The 14,623-nt window shown below is 54.2% G+C and carries 13 protein-coding genes and 1 pseudogene (1 of these 14 cut by a window edge); 6 read left to right on the top strand and 8 right to left on the bottom strand.

Annotated features, from left to right (window positions below; genetic code table 11):
- Positions 1-9: 9 nt before the first annotated feature.
- The 4 genes from WJU22_RS04215 to WJU22_RS04200 form a co-directional block, all read right to left on the bottom strand.
- On the bottom strand, positions 10-657 hold the full coding sequence (locus WJU22_RS04215) for a DUF2569 family protein (protein ID WP_341842018.1): 648 nt from the start codon (positions 655-657) through the stop codon (positions 10-12).
- A 46-nt stretch (positions 658-703) separates the two neighbouring features.
- Positions 704-1,147 carry a DUF2569 family protein gene (locus tag WJU22_RS04210; RefSeq protein ID WP_341842017.1) on the bottom strand — a complete coding sequence of 148 codons (444 nt, stop codon included), beginning with the start codon at positions 1,145-1,147 and terminating at the stop codon, positions 704-706.
- 258 nt (positions 1,148-1,405) lie between these two features.
- A complete protein-coding gene (locus WJU22_RS04205) occupies positions 1,406-2,494 on the bottom strand; it encodes a DUF2891 domain-containing protein (RefSeq protein WP_341842016.1) in 1,089 nt (362 codons plus the stop codon).
- Between the two features lie 4 nt (positions 2,495-2,498).
- Positions 2,499-3,737, bottom strand: coding sequence for a geranylgeranyl reductase family protein (locus WJU22_RS04200; protein WP_341842015.1), 1,239 nt, complete (start codon positions 3,735-3,737; stop codon positions 2,499-2,501).
- 64 nt (positions 3,738-3,801) lie between these two features.
- Here WJU22_RS04200 and WJU22_RS04195 point away from each other — a divergent pair, with 64 nt between their 5' ends.
- A complete protein-coding gene (locus WJU22_RS04195; RefSeq protein ID WP_126248432.1) occupies positions 3,802-4,110 on the top strand; it encodes a YbaB/EbfC family nucleoid-associated protein in 309 nt (102 codons plus the stop codon).
- 68 nt (positions 4,111-4,178) lie between these two features.
- Here WJU22_RS04195 and typA read toward each other — a convergent pair whose 3' ends face one another.
- The 4 genes and pseudogenes from typA to WJU22_RS04175 all read right to left on the bottom strand — a co-directional run bounded on the left by typA (position 4,179) and on the right by WJU22_RS04175 (position 9,468).
- On the bottom strand, positions 4,179-5,993 hold the full coding sequence (gene typA, locus WJU22_RS04190) for a translational GTPase TypA (RefSeq protein ID WP_341842014.1): 1,815 nt from the start codon (positions 5,991-5,993) through the stop codon (positions 4,179-4,181).
- 206 nt (positions 5,994-6,199) lie between these two features.
- A complete protein-coding gene (locus WJU22_RS04185) occupies positions 6,200-7,297 on the bottom strand; it encodes a hypothetical protein (protein ID WP_341842013.1) in 1,098 nt (365 codons plus the stop codon).
- Positions 7,294-8,448: a hypothetical protein gene (locus WJU22_RS04180; RefSeq protein ID WP_341842012.1), complete on the bottom strand. Its 1,155-nt coding sequence runs from the start codon at positions 8,446-8,448 to the stop codon at positions 7,294-7,296. Before WJU22_RS04180 ends, WJU22_RS04185 begins: the two co-directional genes overlap by 4 nt.
- Before the next feature lie 46 nt (positions 8,449-8,494).
- Positions 8,495-9,468 (bottom strand): annotated as a pseudogene (locus WJU22_RS04175) (COX15/CtaA family protein).
- Between the two features lie 76 nt (positions 9,469-9,544).
- Between WJU22_RS04175 and WJU22_RS04170 the strand changes: the two are divergent.
- From WJU22_RS04170 to WJU22_RS04150, 5 genes are all read left to right on the top strand, one after another.
- On the top strand, positions 9,545-10,249 hold the full coding sequence (locus WJU22_RS04170; RefSeq protein WP_341842011.1) for a ribonuclease HII: 705 nt from the start codon (positions 9,545-9,547) through the stop codon (positions 10,247-10,249).
- A 76-nt stretch (positions 10,250-10,325) separates the two neighbouring features.
- A complete protein-coding gene (gene rpoN, locus WJU22_RS04165) occupies positions 10,326-11,753 on the top strand; it encodes an RNA polymerase factor sigma-54 (protein WP_423738235.1) in 1,428 nt (475 codons plus the stop codon).
- Positions 11,750-12,421: a hypothetical protein gene (locus WJU22_RS04160; protein ID WP_341842009.1), complete on the top strand. Its 672-nt coding sequence runs from the start codon at positions 11,750-11,752 to the stop codon at positions 12,419-12,421. The genes rpoN and WJU22_RS04160 overlap by 4 nt, the downstream gene beginning before the upstream one ends.
- Positions 12,422-12,720: 299 nt before the next feature.
- The gene (gene recA, locus WJU22_RS04155; RefSeq protein WP_341842008.1) at positions 12,721-13,731 is read left to right on the top strand and encodes a recombinase RecA; all 1,011 of its coding nucleotides are present in this window, start codon (positions 12,721-12,723) and stop codon (positions 13,729-13,731) included.
- Between the two features lie 613 nt (positions 13,732-14,344).
- Positions 14,345-14,623, top strand: partial view of an NAD(P)H-dependent oxidoreductase gene (locus WJU22_RS04150; RefSeq protein WP_341842007.1) — the beginning only. The gene runs 306 nt beyond the window's last position; 279 of the gene's 585 nt are visible here — the first part of the coding sequence; it begins with the start codon at positions 14,345-14,347; its stop codon lies beyond the right edge, outside the window.

The following is a 14,623-nucleotide window of genomic DNA, read 5'->3' as shown; positions in this document are numbered from 1 at the left end:
CCTTTTTTATTACGATTCTTTGTTGAGGTCGAAATCCGGGAGCTCATGGTCGACCAGGCTGGGGTGCGGCAGCACGAAGGTTTCCTTTGATCGGGTGGAGTTTCTCAGGTACCTGACGATCAGCGAGGTAATGAGAATGACAATTATTATGGCGAGGATCTGTATCATGAAAAGGCGCGCCGGCAAACCATCGAGCGGGATGGCTGAAAGCTCGGCCAGAATAGCAGTCAAACTGATAATACAACTAACGGCGGTGCTGATGATGATGTAATAATTCATCACTTTCGGCGCGATATCCCGCCGTTTAAAAAACAGTATAATGGAGAAGAAGCCGAAAGTCAGGATGAAAACGATGTTCAACGCATCTAAAACCTGCAGCGACAAGGTTAGGTATGATTCCGGATCCTGGAAATAGACGGTCCAGAAACCCTCCACCCAGATACTCAGGTCGAAAAGTTTGAAGAAACTCGAGCACAATGAAATGATCACCAGCACCGCGATCACGATCAGCCAGCCGCCGATAGCAATGGGCCTGGGAGTGGGGTAGACCGGTGGCAGCGAAGTATTGTTCAACCGCAGGACCATCAAGCCGAAAACGACGAACGCTGACGCGATCAGTAAGGCGGAAATCAGAAAGTCGGTTTGAAGAAAATTCATGGTAACGGATTGTAGGTACAGGTATAATGATAGTGAGCTTTTAAAATCATGGCTGCCCGTGATCCACCAAACTGGGGTGCGGCAACACAAAAATCCGTTTCACCCTGCCAGACGTGTTGAGGTACCAAAGGACGAACAACACCAAGGCTACGTTCAGCGAAATCAGCCGGATTTCCTCCACATCGAATTGAAAACTGCCCGTCAATATCCATTTTTCCACGACTACCGCCACGCAATACATGCCAGTGTTGATGTGCAGAAACCAGCTGAATACTTTCGGGAAAATGTCGCGCTTCCGGACCAGCAGTAGCAGGCAAAACAAAATGCCGCACAGCGTAAAAATACCGTCGAGGGCAAAATACAACTCCAGCCCCCTGTTAACCGGCACGTCTGCATCGGGAATGCTGTTCGACCAGAACCCTTTTTTCCAGATCTGAAAATCCGGGACCATCGTGACCCAGGTCAGCAAACTGAATATCATCAGCACCATAATCAGGAAAATCCCTAACGACAATCTTTCCGGTACCGGCGTGGGATACGTGGGCGGTAAGGAATAGGCATACAGTCGCCGCGAGGCAAAGTAGCAAGCTGCAATAACGATCAGCATTATTGCGAGCGAAAGGAAAAAATCAGGACTGCCAGGCATTGGATAAATATTCGATCAGGGTTGTTCTTCTTTGAATGGAAGGGCGTAACCGGGACGAAAGATACCTCGTCCGCGTCAGTTTTTCCGTTGATTTTTGTGGGTTTATTCCACGGTGAGCGCGTACACGGCGAAAGTAGCGAGCCAATGCTCTCCTGCATAGTCGCCGCTCGCCACGTGCGGCAATGCGGCCCGCAGATGTTGTGCGGCCAGTTCGCGGATGGCGGGCGCATGGCTCCCTGCGTGCCGGGCGATGCCGTAGAGGCACCAGGCGCGGGACAGGTTGAGGCCGTCGAGGTGAACGAGCTTCCCGTCTGTCCGGTCGTTGACCATGGCGGTCCTGAACAGCGGTTCCTGTTTGAAAAGCCCCGGCAGGAAGCGTTTCAGCCAAATCTTATATTCCGCCGCCGGAAGGATGCGCCACATGAGATCGGCTTCTTCGAGGCAGGGCGACAGGAAATCGTAACCACCGGGTTCCCAGCTGGCGGGGCAATCGGCGTCTGCCGCGTAAAACCGCATGGCCGTGCTGCGGATGGAAGACTGGAGGGCGGTATCTTTTGCCGTGGCCGCGTAATCCCAAGCCAGCCGGAGCCCGAAAGCGAGGTTGGTGTGCTCGCCGACGCGGATCGGGTAGGCGATCTTTTTGAGGAAATCGCGCCAGGCCACGCTGAAATACCGGGCCATGGGAGCGATGTTGCGCGAAAGCTCACGGGCGAAGGGATCGTTCCAGGTCAGCAGTTCGTTTTGCAGCTGGAGCAGCCAGCTCCACCCGTAAATCCTTTCGAATCCTTTATTTTCCTTGTTGGCGAAGAGCAACAGTTCTTTGCGGATATTGTCGGCCGTGAGGTTTTGCGACAGCTTCTCGCGGATGAGCGCGGCATTGGGGAGGTTCGGGTATGTTTTCAGCAAGCGGACCAGCATCCAGTGGCCGTGAACGCTGCTGTGCCAGTCGTAACAACCGTAAAATGCGGGATGGTACGTGATGGGTTTTTCGATGAGGGTAGAATCGGAGAACACGATGCCCGTTTTGTAGGGGAACTCGTGCTGCATGCATTTCAAGGGCAGGCCGGATAAATGTTCCGCACCCGCCTGGGTAAGCCGGAGGATGCCGTCCTGCTCATCGTAAAATTTCGTTTGTGCGCTAACGGTTGAAATCGCCAGCACCCCGGCCAGCAGGAATATCGCTCTCGTCATAGGTTTACCGGTTCAGTAACAGTTTGATGTAGAAGGAAGGTTTGGTGAGTTTTTTCCGGAGGTCCACTTCGTAGAACATGCTGGAAATCACGTCGCGGAGTTGTTTGTTCCGGGTGCCAGCCCGCATGAGCAGGTTGAACAGCCGCGGGTAGCGGACGAGCTGCTGCAATTTGGTGCTCAGCCGCAGTTCCGCGCCCAATACGCGTTGGATAGACGCATCGTACGCCAGTAATGTTTCCGCCGAAAAATCTCCGGACTGCAGGCATTCCACGGCCTGCTTCGCTGCGATGGCGCCGCTGTAGATGGCGTTGCCGATGCCTTCGCCGGTAAAAGGATCGATGAGGAAGGCCGCATCGCCCACGAGCATCCAGCGTTCGCCGGAAAGCCTCCGGGAGCGGGAGCCGAGCGGCAGGCCGTAGCCTTCCACGGCGCTAACGGGCTGGGCTGAACGGAACCTTTCCGCGAAAACCGGGTCGGACTGGAGGGTTTCGTGGAGGAGGGTTTTGAGGTTTACCTTGCGGCGGCGCATCGTGTCGGAAGGCATATCGATGCCCACGTTCGCTTCGCCGTTGGGCAGCGGGAAAATCCAGAGGTACCCCGGCAGGAGGTTCTTCAGGAAATGCAGCTCGATGTAGCTGTGATCGTGCATGCCCGTCACCCCGGTATAATAAGCCCTCACGCCTGCGGCGTAATGCTTCGGTTCCATCCGGATGCCGGCCACGTCTTTGGTGAATGCCGAATGCGCGCCGTTGGCCACGATGATGATCTTTGCATGGATCTGCAAAGTGCCTTTCGCGTCGCTCAGTTCATATCCGTTTGAAGTCGGCGTATATTGATCGATGGATTTCCCTTCGATCAGCTGCACGTTTTTGCATTGTTTCAGCTCATCCACCAAAAAATTATCGAAATGTATCCGCTTGCAGACGAAGCCGATGGGCGCGTCGTTGGCAGGATCGTAATTCGGTTTGTAGGGAACGTCCATCCCCGTTCGGCCGGGCGCTACGAACGTTACGCCCCAGCTGTTTTCCTTTTCGGCGAAAGCCTGCAGCCGCTGGCCGATGGCCGGGTCGATCCGGTTGAGCCCGGCGATCACTTTACCGCTGAGGCCGTCGCCGCAAACTTTGTCTCGCGGGAAAACCGCTTTGTCGACTACCACGCAGGGAATGCCCAGCCTGTCGAGCTGGAGGGCGGCCGCCGCACCGCCGGGGCCGGCGCCGATAATGCAAACATCCGTCATGATCATATCCGGCAAGTTACGTATTCTGCCGCCGCCGGGGAAAATATATCTTTGCCCAAAACGGCATCATATGTTTGGAGATTTGTTCGGCAAGCTGCAGGAAGCGCAGCAGAAAATGCAGGAAAGCAAAGAGCGCCTGCGTCATATTACCATTGAAGGGGAAGCGGGCGGCGTGAAGGCGCTGGTGACGGGCGGCCGGGAAGTGAAGAGCGTGGAGATCGATCCGGAATTGCTGTCGGCCGACAGGAAGGAGGAGCTGGAAGACCTGCTCATCACGGCGTTGAACCGCGCGCTGAAACAGGCGGAAGAAACCTGGGAAGCCGAAATGAAAGGCATGGCGGGCGGTATGCTCGGCGGCATGGGCATTCCCGGGATGTAAGGATAAAAAAAGAACCGGGCTGTTATGGCCCGGTTCCGTATCCTTCTAACGTTAGTTCTTTTGATTCATCAGTTCACCTCTTCAGCTTTCAACATCTTCTGGAATTTCTTGCGTTCTTCTTCGTCAAGGATGGTTTTGCGCATACGGATGTGGTTCGGAGTAACTTCGATGCATTCGTCCTGCTGAATATACTCCATACATTCTTCAAGCGTCATCAGGATCTTCGGCGCAATATTGGTAGCCGCGTCGCTTCCGCTCGCGCGCATGTTGGTCAGTTTCTTGCCTTCGTTCGGGTTTACCACGAGGTCACCGGGTTTGTTGTTTTCACCGATGATCATGCCACGGTAAACTTCTTCTCCCGGGTCCACGAAGAATGATCCGCGGTCCTGCAGTTTGTCGAGCGAGTAACCGGTAGTGGTACCGGCTTCTTTTGCCACGAGCACACCGTTGTTACGGCCGGGGATGGGGCCTTTCCAGGGTTTGTAATCGTTGAAGCGGTGTGCCATTACGGCTTCGCCGGCGGTGTTGGTCAGCATTTGGGTACGCAGACCGATGAGGCCGCGGGAAGGAATTTCGAATTCCAGGTGCTGCATTTCACCTTTGGTTTCCATGATGAGCATTTCACCTTTGCGGCGGGTAACCAGGTCGATCACTTTGGAAGCGAATTCCTGGGGAACGTCTACCACGAGGGTTTCATAAGGCTCGCATTTCTTGCCGTCGATGTTTTTGAGGATTACCTGCGGCTGGCCAACGGTCAGCTCATATCCTTCACGACGCATGGTTTCTACCAGTACGCCGAGGTGGAGGATACCGCGGCCATACACCAGGAAGGAGTCGGCGGAGTCGGTGTCAACCACGCGGAGGGCGAGGTTTTTCTCGGTTTCTTTGATGAGGCGGTCGCGCAGGTGACGGGAAGTCACGAATTTGCCGTCTTTACCGAAGAAGGGAGAGTTGTTGATGCTGAACATCATGTTCATGGTAGGCTCGTCTACGCTGATAACGGGCAGTGCTTCGGGATTTTCGAAGTCGGCGATGGTGTCGCCGATACCAAAATCTTCCAGGCCTACCACAGCGCAAATGTCGCCGGGGTATACTTCGGTCACGCGTTTTTTACCGAGCGATTCGAAGATGTACAGTTCACGAACACGGGATTTCTTGATGGAGCCATCTACCTGAACCAGCGAAATAGGCTGGTTTTCGACGATGGTGCCACGGGTCACTTTACCTACGGCGATACGGCCGAGGAAGGTGCTATAGTCGAGAGAGGTGATTTGAAGCTGGAGGGAGCCTTCTGCGATCTTCGGTTGCGGAACGTGTTTGAGGATACCGTCGAGCAGGGGCAGGATGTCTTCACGGGGCGTGAGCGAATCGTTGAACCAGCCGTTCTTGCCGGAACCGTAATAGGTCGGGAAGTTCAGCTGTTCTTCGGTTGCGTCGAGGTTGAAGAAGAGTTCAAAAACGGCGTCATGCACTTCGTCGGGGCGACAGTTCGCTTTGTCTACCTTATTAATTACGACGATGGGTTTCAGGTTCAGCTGGAGGGCTTTCTGGAGTACGAAGCGGGTCTGCGGCATGGGGCCTTCGAAGGCGTCCACGAGCAGGATCACACCGTCGGCCATTTTCAGTACGCGTTCCACCTCACCACCGAAGTCGGCGTGGCCCGGAGTATCGATAACGTTGATTTTCACTCCGTTATATTCAACCGACACGTTTTTGGACAGGATCGTGATACCGCGTTCCTTTTCCAGGTCGTTGTTATCCATGATCAGCTCCCCTGTTTCCTGGTTGGCCCGGAACACGTTGGTAGAATGTAAGATCTTGTCTACCAGGGTCGTTTTGCCGTGGTCTACGTGCGCGATGATAGCGATGTTTCTGATTTGCATGACAATGTTTTTAGCCGTTTCCGACCCCTTCCTGATAGCTCTGAAAAACCGGAAGAATCCGAAATGAAGGCGCAAAGGTACGAATAATCATGCGAATTTGGTGCCGCACATTTTTAAATAACCCGGAAATAACAGAATCCGGACATTTGTCCAAACGACTGTTATATAGATTGTTATAAATGTGATGCGACAAACATGTGTGAGGGTCATGGAGTAGTGGAAGCCCCGCCCAGCGCGGTTTCCAGCTGCCGGTAGGCCTGCTGGTTTGCCGGGTTGTCGAGCGCCCGCGCGATGTCCAGTTTTTCCCGCGGGGTGAGGTGCCAGCTCAGCGCCGCCGCCTTATCCGCCTGCTGCGGAACGTACTGGAAGATCAGCCGCGTGAACTTCCCGGGAAAACATCCCTCCATATAATTAATAAGCTGGTCCTGGTCGAAATCCTGCATGCTCGTCCAGTGCCGCTGCATGGAAAACAGGGGCTCGAAGATCAGATCGCCCAGATCTTTTTTCTGTTTGATGGGGCTCACGTCGTTTTTCCGCGAATCGCGCAGCTGCATGAAAATGACGCCGGCAGTATTGGCATTGATCCAGTCCCGGAAATTATACAGGAACCGGAGGCTCGTTTCCTGCCCGAAATTATCACTGATGCCCGCGTCCATCACATCGATGATAGGGTTGCTCGGCAGGAAAACGTTCGGCAGCACATAAGGGAAAGTGGCGCTCATGCGGATGGCGCTCGTGACCCGCAGCTCCTGTGCGTCCTGGTTGGCGAAAAACTGCGCGAAATCCACTCCGTCCACATCCCGGATGCTCCTCGTTGGGTATCGGTACTCCGGCGCGCAGAGGTAACTTACCGGCTGCGGCGACATATACAGCCGGCGCCCGTCTGCATTGATGCTGGCGCACCAGATCAGCATGGGGATCCGCGCTTCGAATTCGGCTTCCCGGTATTCGCCGAGCTTTTTATTGAGGATGTGATCGGTGTTCAGGTTCAGTTGCATCTCGAAGGCATACCCGCGGTCTTTCGCGTAGGCGTTGTCGCCGATCTTGAAATGCCGGAACGGGGTGATGAAATCGTTGACGGCGAACGAGCTGAACACGGAGTTCAGCAAATCCCTGGAAATCTTTTCGCAGTACGAACTGTCGTACAGGTTCTGCGATGCCGGCAGCCGGTGCTCCTGGCGCCGGAGGTACAGCTCCCGGAAATACGTGGCCCCGAGCATCCCGCCGGAGGCGCCGGTCATGAGGAAGGTATGGCGGAGCATTTTTCCTTTGAGGAGGCTGTCGTACCGCTGGAGCACGTTCATCGTCCACGCGGCGGAACGGCTCCCCCGCCGCTGGTGTTCAGTACGATCAGCGGGGGCTTGCTGCCTGCGGGGAACTGCTTTTTCCAGTTCTCCAGGATCTGCAGGGTATGTTTCCGGTCGGCTTCCGCGCGCGCTGCGGTAAAGAATTCCTGCAGGTGCGGCACGCTGTAGGCCGGGCGTTCTTTTTTGTTGTTATAGTTAAGTCCGTATGCTTTGTTGCGGTTGTCGAGCCACTGGTTTTTCACCATCCAGTTGAGGCTGATGATGATGCCGATCAGTACGGGGATGGCCCAGCTTTCGAGCAGGTACGCGTATGCGCCGGCCACGCCGATGAGGAACGCGAAGAAGATGAGGACGCTCGCGCCCGCGGGGATGCGGAACGCGGGATAATCCATGAGGTAGGCCATGATGACGAGGAACACCAGCGCCAGGCCTATCGTGATCATGGCCGCGAAATGATGCTGGCGGAAAATGTTATCGAGGTAATGTTTGTTGTAGTGACCTACGTTCCTGGCCCGGCGTACCCGCCATGGACTGGCGAAATAATTCAGTACGGGGATGGCGTTTTCGTCGTGCTCCTGGTTGGGGATGAGGATGGTGCGGAGGAAATTGCGCGGATTGCCGAATTTGCGCATCAGCCGTTTCCCGATATTTTTATCCGCGTTGAAGAAATAGAAAAAGGAGACGAACAGGATGGCGAGGTAGCCGCAGATAAAACCCTCGGCCAGCAGCAGGATCTGCGGAACGGAATTGAGCTCCTGCCAGCGTTGGTACTGCCATCCGCGCCAGAGCAGCATGAGCAGGAAGGCGGCGGGAATGATCGAGTTATTGAGGCAGTAGCGCGAAAAGGGTTGGGATGTGGTGGCGAGGAATTTAAACCGGCCGCTGTGCAGAATGAACGTGGTGATGTTCCAGCTCATGGTAAAAATGGCGGTGGCCACGCCCATCACGGTGGTGCTGTAGAAATTCACCTTTCCCATGTATTCGGGCGCGAGGTACAGCGCATCGCCGCCGTACAGCTTCGCGAAGCCGCCATTGATGGTGCTGAACAGGATCGCCCAGAATATCAACAGCACCTGGTACTTGCGGAAATGCAGCAGCAGCAGCTGAATAGGGAAGGAGTAGAAGAATCTTGTCCAAAATCTTTTCACCTCAGTAAATTAAGGAGAAAATCGGCAATGAAAAATTAATAATATGTCAGCGGTGCGCCGGCCGTGTCAGGAACCGCGCCCACACCATCACCATGAGCAGGCCCATGCCCACAAACTGGTGCGCCAGTGCGAACGCCAGCGGAATTTTCACGGAGCTGTTCAGCACGGTGAGCACGCCGAGGAATACCTGCAGCAGTACGGTGAACAATGCGGCGGCGCGGGCGCCCTGCAGCTGCGGGAACCGGTGCGCTTTCACGTACCATACTGCGATCAGTATTATTAATATATAGGCAAGCCCGCGGTGGATGAAATGTATCGTGATGGGATTGTGCGTGGCATCGGCCCAGAACCCTCCCTGCGCAAACATCCCCGGCGGAACGGCGAACCCGTTGACAGACGGCCAGGTAGGCGCGGAAAGGGCTGCGTGCAAACCTGCCATGAACGCGCCATATATTAATTGGAGGACCAAAATCCCCAGGATCCAGCCAGACAGCCGGCGGAGCCCCGGCGCTTCGGCGCGGCCGGAGGGGGAACGCTCAGCTTCAGGGCAAACCAGAGCACGTACCACAGCAATCCCAGCGCAGCGATAAAGTGCCCGGCTAAACGAATATGGCTCACGTAGAGGTCTTCCTCGTTCAGCCCGCTCTGCACCATGATCCAGCCGATGCCGCCCTGGAGGCCGCCCAGCACGAAAAGCACCACCATAGGCCAGATCATGCTGCGGTCGATGATCTTTTTCAGGATGAAATATATAAAAGGGACGAAGAACACGATGCCGATAAGGCGCGCCCAGTTGCGGTGGAGCCATTCCCAGAAATAAATCCATTTGAAATCGGTCAAAGTAAAGTGACTATTGATATATTTACTTTGCCCGATCTCCTGGTATTTCGCGAACGCCTCCTGCCAGGCGGCTTCGTTCATGGGCGGAAGGGCGCCGAGGATAGGCTTCCATTCCGTGATGCTGAGCCCGCTGCCCGTCAGCCGCGTGATGCCGCCCAGCAATACCTGCACGATGATCATGGCCACCCCGGTGTATAACCAGATGACGATGGCCCGGTTCCCTTTTGTTTGCTGCATGTCCATAACCCGCAAATTTATGGGGAAATTACCGGCACCGCGGATGATTTTTATCAATTCCGGAATCATTCGGCCGGTTTTTGTAATTTTAGCGCCAACTAAACCAGTAACCTTGCTGCTGCCTTATTTTCAGGACGAACTCACGGAAGCCGGATGCGATGAAGCCGGAAGGGGATGCCTCGCAGGCCCCGTGTTCGCCGCGGCGGTTATTTTGCCGAGAGATTTCAGCCACCCGTTCCTCAACGATTCCAAACAAATGACGGAATCCGACCGGTTCGAACTGAGGACCGTCATCGAAACCCGGGCTTTAGCCTTCGCCGTTGCCAGCGTCGATAACGAGGAAATTGACAGGATCAATATCCTGAAAGCCTCGTTCAAAGCGATGCACATCGCTTTGGCACGATTATCGCTACAGCCCCAGTTGTTACTCATCGATGGTAACCGGTTCACTCCCTATGGCAATATCCCGCATACCTGCATAATTCAGGGCGACGGAAAATATGCTTCCATAGCTGCAGCATCGGTGCTGGCCAAAACCTATCGGGACGAATACATGCAAAACCTGCATGAACAATTCCCGAACTATGGCTGGAAAGACAACAAAGGTTATCCGACCCGCCAGCACAGAGACGCAATCCGTAACCACGGCGATACGCCCTTTCACCGAAGGTCGTTCCGCTTGCTTCCGGATCAATTAAGCCTGGACGGGGAGGACAAGTGGTAAAAAGGAACGAGCCATGTTAAAGCAGACCCAACAACAGAAATTATTACAGAAACTGTCGCCTCAGCAAATTCAGCTCATGAAACTGCTGCAGGTACCTACTGCCAATCTGGAAGAGCGGATCAAGGAAGAACTGGAAGAAAATCCCGCACTCGAATACAGTGAAGACGGCTCCTCTCCCGACGACGAAATGGAAAAGCCCGCCGAGGAATTCGAAGCGGGTGCTGAAGACGAATTCGAGCCCGATGGCAGCGAAAGCGAATACGATAATATAGATATCTCCGAATACGTGTCTGAGGGCGACGACGAAATCGCCGACTACAAACTCCGCGACGATAATTATCCGGACCCCGACGAGCAGCGCACCATGCCCATCCGTGTGGAAACCACTTTCCACGACCACCTGCTCGATCAGTTGGGGCTGCAGACGCTCGACGAGCGCCAGCGCCGCATCGCCGAACAGATCATCGGCTCGATCGATGACGACGGGTACCTCCGCCGCGAGGCTTCCGCCATCGTAGACGACCTGTCCTTTTCCCAGAATGTGGAAACCGATGAGGAAGAAATCCGCCAGATGATCAAAATGATCCAGACGTTCGACCCGCCCGGCGTTTGCTGCGCCGATCTCAAGGAATGCCTCCTGCTCCAGCTGCGGAGAAAACCGCAGGACGATGAAGGCGTTATCTACGCCACCCGCATCCTCGACGACTACTTCGACGAATTCACGAAAAAACATTACGAGAAAATACAACGCGCCCTGAACCTTACGGACGAAGATCTCCGCGAGGCCATCGGCCAGATCATCAAGCTGAACCCCAAGCCTGGCGCCAATTACAGCGTGATGAACAAGGCGGAAAGCTATGTGATCCCGGATTTTTTCATCATGAACAACAATGGCAAACTGGAACTGTCCCTCAACAGCAAAAACGCGCCCGACCTCCGGATTTCGGAAGGTTACCGCGAAATGCTGAAGGAATACGACCGGGGCGATAAAAAAGATAAACGCCAGAAAGAGGCGGTGTTGTTCATCAAACAGAAGATCGATGCGGCCAAATGGTTCATCGACGCCATCAAGCAACGCCAGCACACCCTGCTGAGCACCATGGAAGCGATCCTGAACTATCAGCACGATTTCTTCCTGACGGGCGACGAAACCACGATGCGGCCCATGATCCTCAAGGATATAGCGGATATCACCCAGCTCGATATTTCGACGGTGAGCCGCGTGGCCAACAGCAAATACGTTCAAACCGAATTCGGCACCTTCAAGCTGAAATTCTTTTTCTCCGAATCGCTCAGCACAGACAGCGGTGAGGAAGTATCGACCCGCGAAGTGAAGAAAATCCTGGCCGACATGATCGGCGGGGAAAACAAGCGCAAGCCGCTGAGCGACGAGAACCTGACCAAGATGCTGCAAGACAAGGGTTACAACATCGCGCGGCGCACCGTGGCCAAGTACCGGGAGCAGTTGAATATACCGGTGGCGCGTTTACGCAAGGAATTATGATGACATTCATGGAAGAGCAGAAACCGACTTTTTCGCCCGTGACGAGGGCTTTGGCGAACGTATTTTCGTACGTTCTGCATCCTTTATTTATCCCGCTGCTCGTGACTTTTCTGTCCGTAACGGCGCTGCCCGAATTCTTTACTTCGTTCCGCAGCAACAGTTTCCGCTGGGATTACGACGTGCTTTTCATCCGCGTGGCGGTGGCAAGCGTGCTGTTCCCCATGCTGGTGGTGTCTTTATCGAAAGCCCTGGGTTTCGTGGGCAGTATTACGATGAAAGACCAGAAAGACCGGATCATTCCCTACGTAGCCTCTATCATATTTTACTTCTGGGCGTTTTATACCTTCAAGCGCGAAGGGGCGGCGCCGGCATTTTATAATGCGTTCTGGCTCGGTGTGTTCATTGCCGTGGTGATATCCTTTGTGGCCAACAGTTTCGTGAAGATCAGCATGCATACCGTGGGCTGGGGTGGCGTTGTGGGCTACCTGGTCTGCCTCATGGCCGGCATGGGCATGAACGTGGCGGTGCCGCTGGCGATCGCCATTGTGCTGGCCGGCGTGGCGGGTACGGCGCGCCTGGTGCTGGATGCGCATACGCCTGCTGAGGTGTGGACGGGCTTCTTCGTAGGGCTCGTGGCACAGGTGGGCGCCTATCTTATTTTGGGGTAGGTTAGGGGTGAAGCCGGCGCTGGTAGGGCTTTTGGGCCGCCGTTGCGTCGCACACTTCCGCTTTTTCCTTCTTTTTTCAGCTTTTTTTCAGGAATTTATTCACTGCGCAGATCCCATGCGTAGCGGCGCTGCAATTTTGTATCGTGAACGGAAGGGAGCATACTATTAAAATTAGCATTGGAAAGAAATTGCTAATTTTTTTAGGATAATATCTGAAAATAGTTTTACCTTGCAGTACCAAGCCGAGAATGAAAAAAACGAAAACAAACCTAAATACTGACTTACTAATTCAAACTGATATGTCAAACGCCAATACAGAAAAGCTGAAGGCCCTTCGCCTTACCATGGACAAAATCGAGAAGGATTTCGGAAAGGGATCCGTGATGATGATGGGAGAAAAAGCGGAAGCGCCGATGGAGGTTATTTCCACGGGCTCGCTGGGGCTGGATATTGCCCTGGGTATTGGCGGTTTCCCGAAAGGCCGTATCATCGAGATTTACGGGCCTGAATCTTCGGGTAAGACGACTGTCGCGATTCATACGATTGCGGAGGCGCAGAAAAAAGGTGGCATTTGCGCCATCATCGACGCCGAGCACGCATTCGATAGTTCATATGCCCGCAAGCTGGGTGTGGATGTGGATTCACTCCTGATTTCACAGCCAGACCATGGTGAGCAGGCCCTCGAGATCGCCGACCGCCTGATCCTTTCCGGCGCGGTAGACGTAGTGGTGATCGACTCAGTGGCCGCCCTCGTACCGAAAGGCGAGCTGGAAGGCGAAATGGGCGAAAGCAAGATGGGCCTCCAGGCACGTCTGATGTCGCAGGCACTCAGGAAACTGACGGCCACCATCTCCAAAACGAACTGCTGCTGCATCTTCATCAACCAGCTGCGCGAAAAGATCGGCGTGATGTTCGGCAACCCTGAAACCACGACCGGCGGTAACGCCCTCAAATTCTACGCTTCCGTACGCCTGGATATCCGCCGTATGAGCCAGATCAAGGACGGCGACGAAGCAGTAGGTAACCGCGTGAAAGTGAAAGTGGTGAAAAATAAAGTGGCACCTCCCTTCCGGATGGCCGAATTCGATATCATCTTCGGCCTCGGGATCTCCAAAGTCGGCGAATTGATCGACATGGGCGTGGAATACGGGATCGTCCAGAAAAGTGGTAGCTGGTTCAGCTACGAAGGCAACAAACTCGGCCAGGGCCGCGATGCCGTGAAGCAATTGCTGCTCGACAATCCGGAAGTAGCCGCCGAAGTGGAAGCCAAGATCAAAGCGAAGCTCGCCGAAGCCGCAGCTTCCGCTTAAGATTGGATGCGCCACATCCCGGAACTGCAATTGGAAAACATGAACTCCATTACAGGATCGGTTTCCAGCCAGAAGTCCCGGCACAACAAAATGAAATTCAAGATTTTACATACGTTTTTTAAACGTTTGTTTGGGTTAGTTTAGTAGAAGGTCCGTTTTCTAACGGACCTTTTTTTTATGCTTTGATGCTTTCTTGTACTCCGGATGCTCTTTATGCTCCGATGCTTTTTATACTCCGCATGCTTTTTATGCTCCGATGTATTCTTATGATCGGGATGCTTTTTATCCTCCGATGCTTTTTATATTCCGGCTACTCAACGCCGCGGACCCCCTTTCCTCGGATTAATATTTCCAAACATCATTTTCCCGGGCGTCGACGCCTCGGTTTTCTTGCTTCGGCAGTTTGTAGTGCTGGTTGTTCCAGCATTCTCCCGCCAAAAACGATGATCACGGCTTTCACTGATCCCGGGGAATCCTTCATCACCATCATTCTCCTGCCAAAAACGATCATCACGGCTATCGCTGATACCGGGCAATCCGTCACGACCACCATCATTCCACTTATTGATTTATATCAAAAAGATCACCCATCACATTGTTGAATTTTACACCCATGAAATCGAAGAAAATCCTCGTGATCCTGGGCCACCCCGATGCAGCCAGCTTCTGCGGCGCCTTGGCCGACGCCTATGCAAAAGGAGCCGCTGTAGCCGGGCATTCCGTTCGCCAGCTGAAACTCGGAGAAATAACTTTCCAACCCGACCTTCATCACGGCTACCGCCAGCGCACCCCCTGGGAACCCGCCCTGGAAGCCGCATGGGCCGATATCCAGTGGTGCGATCACCTGGTTTGGGTTTACCCCACCTGGTGGGGAACGTACCCCGCGCTGATG

The organism is Chitinophaga caseinilytica (assembly GCF_038396765.1).
Taxonomy (GTDB): Bacteria; Bacteroidota; Bacteroidia; order Chitinophagales; family Chitinophagaceae; genus Chitinophaga; species Chitinophaga caseinilytica.
This window is presented reverse-complemented; position numbering and strand designations above follow the sequence as displayed.